The 7038-nt window shown below is 32.1% G+C and carries 7 protein-coding genes; all 7 read left to right on the top strand.

Annotated features, from left to right (window positions below; all coding sequences use genetic code 11):
* A partial coding sequence (locus ACTB1H_RS08630) for an SEC-C metal-binding domain-containing protein (RefSeq protein ID WP_463262439.1) occupies positions 1-343 on the top strand: 343 nt, incomplete at its 5' end.
* A 1310-nt stretch (positions 344-1653) separates the two neighbouring features.
* Positions 1654-2658, top strand: coding sequence for a UDP-N-acetylglucosamine 4,6-dehydratase (inverting) (gene pseB / locus ACTB1H_RS08635; RefSeq protein WP_463262440.1), 1005 nt, complete (start codon positions 1654-1656; stop codon positions 2656-2658).
* A 15-nt stretch (positions 2659-2673) separates the two neighbouring features.
* Entirely contained in the window at positions 2674-3864 is a 1191-nt protein-coding gene (gene pseC / locus ACTB1H_RS08640; RefSeq protein WP_463262441.1) for a UDP-4-amino-4,6-dideoxy-N-acetyl-beta-L-altrosamine transaminase, read from the top strand.
* A gap of 8 nt (positions 3865-3872) precedes the next feature.
* A complete protein-coding gene (locus tag ACTB1H_RS08645) occupies positions 3873-4607 on the top strand; it encodes a cytidylyltransferase domain-containing protein (RefSeq protein ID WP_463262442.1) in 735 nt (244 codons plus the stop codon).
* Between the two features lie 15 nt (positions 4608-4622).
* Positions 4623-5609, top strand: a complete 987-nt coding sequence (locus ACTB1H_RS08650; RefSeq protein WP_463262443.1) for a PseG/SpsG family protein — start codon at positions 4623-4625, stop codon at positions 5607-5609.
* Positions 5610-5617: 8 nt separating this feature from the next.
* Entirely contained in the window at positions 5618-6463 is an 846-nt protein-coding gene (locus tag ACTB1H_RS08655) for a methionyl-tRNA formyltransferase (protein ID WP_463262444.1), read from the top strand.
* A gap of 14 nt (positions 6464-6477) precedes the next feature.
* Positions 6478-7038, top strand: a 561-nt coding sequence (locus ACTB1H_RS08660; RefSeq protein WP_463262445.1) for an N-acetylneuraminate synthase family protein, incomplete at its 3' end; no start/stop codon positions are given.

Raw genomic sequence — 7038 nt, forward strand, 5'->3', positions numbered from 1 at the left:
TGTTGAAGATATACAGGGTTATTGTGCACACGATTTCTCTCCAAGAGATATATTTGACTTATTTAATGTTAGAAATGTTTCCTTTAAAGATGAGAAGCAGGTCAACGAGGTACTGCAACTTGTTATAGAACTTGCAAACAACACAAGGATTTGGGAGAATAACGGGCATACACCAAATGAGATATTTAAAAAGTATGAGAAGCCACATTTAAGGTCACTTTATGATAAACCATTTAAGTTTGGTGAGAGTGTTAAAAAAGAAAAGGTTGGTAGAAATGAGCCATGCCCTTGTGGAAGTGGGAAGAAATATAAGAAGTGCTGTTTGGGTAAGGATGGGATGTAATTATGCAAGAGGAAAAAATTATCAGATTTTTTTAGGGTAGTAATAGCAACTGCACCTGCACTGACAATCACTAGAGAGTTGCCAAAGCGATTAAAGAAATGAGTATTTACTTTAAAACTAACTTTATCTTAAAAAACCACTTGAGGCAATTATAAATAAGCTACATTTGTAAGCTTTAATTAAACGTATTCTTTCATCAGTTATATCTCCTTACTTCAAAGAAATTATCAAAAATAATCAAAACGGAGATAACATGAAATGATATATTAGTTGGGATAGTGTTGGTGTGTTCAATAGGTAAACATCCAAGTAAATTACTTGGATGTTTTTTAGATGAATTTCCATTGCTTTAAGAAACCTATGAAGTAATGATAAATTGAATGTAATTATCATAGATTGCTATTATCAGCCGTATGTATTAAGAGTAGATTTTATATTTATAAATAGAAAACATAAAAGATGTATTAAAATATTTCTCATAAAAAATGCATATAATAAAATAAGAGAGATTTTAGAAGCAAATAATAACGGACCTATTATGAGATTATTTTCATTAATTACAGAATTTTAGATTAAATTGATGAAATATATTTAAATTACTGATTAGTAGTTTTAAGAATGGAGTTGTTACATTGGTAAGAAGATATAGTGAAGAAAAGATAGCATTAGTAGTTGACAATAAGGTCTTTATAAAATTGCATATTGAAATTGTTTTAGCGGATTAGCGTACATTGAGCATTGAGAAAAAGATGAATATTAGTGTAAAGGAGACAATGATAAGGGAAGCACATATCTCAAATTATAGGAGGCTTTGAATGGGAAAACAAGATTCACATCATGTAGTACCAAATAAATATGGCAACAGGGATGTTAAAAGAAGTGTTCACAGAAAGCCAGTTAACATGCCGACACAAAAGCACAAGGGATTATATTAGTAAGAGAGATGATCTGATGTAATGCTATTTAGATAGTACTTAAAAAAGCTATTGAAGTAAAGGCTTTTATGAGATTATTTTTACTATTAATTCTATAACAAAAATTTCGAGGAGTAATTTTTGATATATATATAGGAACTCATTTTTAATTAATACCAATAGGGGAAAGGTAACATAGAATAAATAGGGCACAAAATAGATAAAATGAAAAACGTTGATTTATTTTAATTAATAAGTTGGAAGTTCTATATATTTAATATATTATAAAAAATACGATATAATAAATACATAAGTATAAAAATAAATATGGTAATTATGTTCTTAATAATGATTATTCATTTTACTTGAATTTAAAATTGTAAGCGGGTGATAAATTTGTTAGAAGGAAAAACGGTGTTAATTACTGGAGGAACTGGTTCGTTTGGAAAAAAATTTACAGAGATTTTATTGGAGAGATATGACGTTAAAAAAATTATAATTTATTCTAGAGATGAATATAAGCAAGATATGATGAGAAATGAATTTGCATATAGATATCCAGATTTAATTTCAAAATTAAGGTTTTTTATCGGCGATGTTCGGGATAAAGATAGGATGTACCGTGCCTTTAAAGATGTAGATTATGTAATTCATGCAGCAGCTATGAAACAAGTTCCTACATGCGAATATAATCCATTTGAAGCTATAAAAACAAATATTCACGGAGCACAGAATATAGTCGATGTAGCATTAGATTGTGATGTAAAAAAAGTTGTTGCCTTATCAACAGATAAAGCAGTTAATCCTATTAATTTGTATGGAGCAACAAAGTTGGTTTCAGACAAATTATTTGTCTCAGCAAACTCATATCGTGGAGGAGAAGGTACTGTATTTTCTGTTGTCAGGTATGGCAATGTTTCAGGGAGTAGAGGATCTGTAATCCCTTTCTTCAGAGAACTACTTAATAACGGAGCTACAGAACTACCAATTACAGACCCAAGAATGACAAGATTCTGGATGACTCTTGACGATGCAGCTGATTTAGTCATAAAAGCTTTAGAAGAATCTAAAGGTGGAGAAACATATGTATTTAAAAATCCTTCTTATAAGATCACTGATATTGCTGCTGCTATGAATCCAGGGGGCAAGATTAAAATTGTTGGGATCAGAGAAGGCGAAAAACTTCATGAGGTTATGATAACTAGTGATGATTCTAGGAGCACATACGATTACGGTGATCACTATATAATTTATCCAAATTACATTTGGTGGTCAAAGGATCATTACTTTAAAGAAGGAGGCACTTTAATAGAAGAAGGCTGGGAATATAATTCAGGGACAAATTCTGATTGGTTAGATGTAGAAACTTTAAGAAAAAAGATAGAAGAGCTAGGTTTGTAAATTGGAGGAATTATTGTGGATAAACTTGCTATATTTGGTGGTAAACCAATAAGAGATACCTATTTGCCATACGGTAAACAAACTGTAGATGAATCAGATATTCAGGCAGTTGTTAATGTATTAAAAAGTGATTATTTAACTACGGGACCTTTTGTAAAAGAATTTGAAGAATTAGTAGCTGACTATGTAGGCGCTAAATATGCTGTTGCAGTTTCAAACGGTACTGCTGCTCTTCATATGGCTTGTTTTGCAGCCGGAATAAAGGAAGGCGACGAAGTCATAGTTAGTCCGATGACATTTGCTGCATCAGCTAATGCCGTACTTTACTGTGGTGGAACTCCAGTTTTTGTAGACATTGATTCAATGACTTATAATATTGATCCGTATAAAATTGAAGAAAAAATCACTTATAAGACTAAAGCAATTATTCCAGTAGATTTTTCGGGCCAATCAGTTGACATGGATAGAATTAAAGAAATTGCTGATAAACACGATTTAATCATAATAGAAGATGCTGCTCACGCATTAGGTAGCGAATATAAAGGAAGAAAAGTTGGGGGTCAGGCAGACATGGTTGAATTCAGCTTTCATCCAGTAAAACCTATAACTACTGGTGAAGGTGGAATTGTAACTACAAATAGTGAATATTTATACAATAAGATGATGATTTTTAGAACCCACGGAATCACAAGAGATAAAGAGAGATTTAATGATAATCATGGGCCATGGTATTATGAGCAACAATATCTTGGATACAATTATCGATTGACAGATATTCAAAGTGCACTTGGAATAAGTCAAATGAGTAAAATTGACGATTTTTTAGCTCGACGAAGAGAAATTGTTAAAATATATAATGATGCATTCAAGGATATAAAAGAAATTGTGACTCCATTTGAGGCTGAGTTTTCTAATTCAGGCTGGCACATTTATGTGATTAAAGTTAAGCCTGAGTTGTTAACTGTAACTCGGAAAGAAATCTTTGAAGCTTTACAAGCGGAGAATATTGGTGTTAACGTTCATTACCTTCCTGTTTATCTTCATCCTTATTACAGAGACTTAGGATATGTAAAGGGTATATGTCCTAATGCAGAAGAACTGTACGAAAACATGATAACTTTGCCCCTGTTTCCAAGTATGTCTAATGCAGATGTGTATGATGTTGTGGCAGCCGTGAAAAAAGTAATTGATTATTATCGAAAGTAGGGAAGAATATGAAAATAGGCGCAATTATTCAGGCAAGAATGGGTTCAACTAGACTCCCTGAAAAGGTTATGAAAAATATACAAGGTAAAACTGTATTAGAACATGTTATAGAAAGAGTTAAGCAGTCTAAATTAATTGATGAAATAATAATTGCGACAACAACTAATGAAAGAGACACAGTAATAGAGAATGAGGCTTTAAGATGTGGTGCAAAAGTTTTTAGAGGAAGTGAAGATGACGTTTTATCAAGATATTATTATGCAGCTAAAGGAAATCAAATTGAAGTAGTTGTAAGAATCACGTCCGATTGTCCTTTAATTGATCCAATGATTGTAGATGAAATTATAGGATTTTACAAAGAACATGACTTTGATATTGTTACCAATGCTGGTATTGATTTAACAAACCGCACCTTCCCACGAGGATTAGATGTCGAAGTGTTTTCATTTAATTTATTAGAAAAAGCATATTACAATGCTATTGAAAAATATCAGAGAGAGCATGTTACACCATATATTTATGAAACATCAAATAATGTCTTCTATTACAAAAACAAAACTGATTATTCAAAGTATAGATGGACTCTTGATACTGAAGAAGACTTTGAATTAATTGAAGAGATATACGATAACTTATACCATGGTCCTCATGATTTTTATATGAATGATATCATAAGATTATTTGAGAGGAAACCAGAACTTTATGAAATAAATGCTCACATTGAGCAGAAAAAAATCAAGTAAATAGGATTGATATTGATGAAAGTTATAATTTTAACTGAAGGTGGAAAGAACATAGGATTAGGACATATCTCAAGATGTATGTCACTTTATGCTGAAGTTACAAAGAGAGAGATTTTAACTGATTTTATAATTAATGGTGATGTGAGCAGTGTTGATTTTTTGCGTGGAATAACATTCAAGAATGAGAACTGGCTTCAAGGAGAATTTTTGCATAATTATATAACTGCAGATGATTATATAATCATTGATTCATACAAGGCAGAAAAAGCAGTCTATGATTCTATTGTCAAACTTTCAAATCAAGCAATGTTCATTGACGATATTGGTAGATTAGATTATCCAGAGGGAATCATTGTGAACCCATCTTTAGATTCAAGCAGTATTGACTATTCAAATTCCCCCAATAACATTCTTTTATCAGGTCCAGATTACGTCATTGTAAGGCCACCTTTTGTAGGTATAAAAAGAAAAACTGCTTTAAATGGCTTAAAAAGAATTCTTATTACAATGGGTGGAACTGATGTAAGGGAATTAACACCTCTTCTTATTAATAATGTCTGTAAGAAGCTAGAAGATATTGAATTTGATATTGTGATTGGTTCTAAAGAGACAGCTGATTTTTATGAGCAATATTTAGGATTTAAGAATGTTGCTATTCACTATAATATTGATGCAACTGAAATGTTTAATCTAATGATAAATTGTGATTTGGCTATTACAGCTGCTGGTCAAACAATTTATGAGTTATTGGCTACACAAACACCATTTATCCCAATTCAGATTATTGAGAATCAAGAAAACAACATTAGATCATTATTAAAATACAATCCGAATCAGATTGTTCTAAAACATGATGATAATAATTTAGTAGAACGCATATTCGATGCTTTGGATATCTATGATGCGAGTGGTTATAGACAAGAGCAAAACAAAGCTTATGAAGGTCTTATAGATGGATACGGAGCAAAAAGAATCATTGATAAACTATTGGAAGATTTGTAGGTGAAAAAATGAAGAAAGTTATATTCTGTGGTTTTGGGAAACTCGGCAGAGACTGCATGAAAGCAATACTTGAAAATGGGTATCAAATTAAATATGTCATGACCCATAGAGAAAATGAGGTCAATAGTGTAGATACATTTGCACAAAGTGCAGGAATAGAATACAGTTATGTAGATGCAAGAAAAAATCTGAGAGACTTAACTGAGCAAATTAAAAGTATAAGTCCTGACTTTCTAATCAGTGTTAATTATAGGTACATCATTCCAAAAGAAATATTTACTTTGGCTGATTTTGCGCTCAATATTCATGGATCTTTACTGCCCAAATATAGGGGACGCACACCACATGTCTGGAGCATAATAAACGGTGAAACTGAAAGTGGAATCACATGCCATTTGATTGAAGAATCGGTAGATACAGGTGATATAATATCGCAAAAAGTAATTCCAATTGAACCTGAAGACACTGGATATTCTTTATTAAAAAAATTTGAGTCAGAATATCCAACACTTCTGATTGATTCAATAGAAAAACTTATTATTGGAAGTGACCTTACTAAGCAAGATGATAAATTTGCAAGTTACTATGGTAAACGAACTCCCGACATGGGTTATATTGATTTTAGAAAGAAGGCAAGTGAAGTTATTAATTTTGTAAGGGCTCAAGCCGAGCCATACCCCGGAGCATATTATTATTTACTTGATGGTAGAAAAATTATTATTAATAGAATTGCTATACATGAAATTAATGATTTCGACTCGGAAATTGGTGTGATAAAAGAGATGGATAATCGTTACTATGTTCGATGCAAAGATCATACACTTAGGGTTGAAGATTACAGAGTCGTAGATTAGAATGGAGGAAAATTATGTCGATAACAATTGGAGATTTTACAATTGATAATAACAGCAAGACGTTTATTATTGCTGAGTTATCAGCTAATCATGGACATGACATCAATATCGCTAAAAAAACAATAAAAGCGGCTAAAGAATCAGGTGCTGACGCTATTAAAGTGCAAACATATACAGCAGATACTTTAACCATTGACTGTGATAATGAATATTTTAAGCTAGATAGTGGTACTATCTGGGATGGACGTACGCTTTATGATTTATATAGCGAGGCTTATACTCCTTGGGAGTGGCAAAAAGAATTGATGGAGTATGCGAAGAGTATAGGACTCATCTTCTTTTCAACTCCATTCGATAGGACTGCAGTCGATTTCCTAGAAGAGTTAGAAGTTCCAGTGTATAAAGTAGCTTCTTTTGAGATTATGGATATTCCATTGATTGAATACATTGCTTCAAAGGGTAAGCCTATGATTATGTCTACTGGTGTTGCTTCATTAAGTGATATTGAAGAAGCAGTTATTGATAGCGGTCGACTTTGTCGATTCCAGCCTGAGCCCGCACCATTTGTCACGGCG

It is taken from the genome of Soehngenia sp., assembly GCF_055108775.1.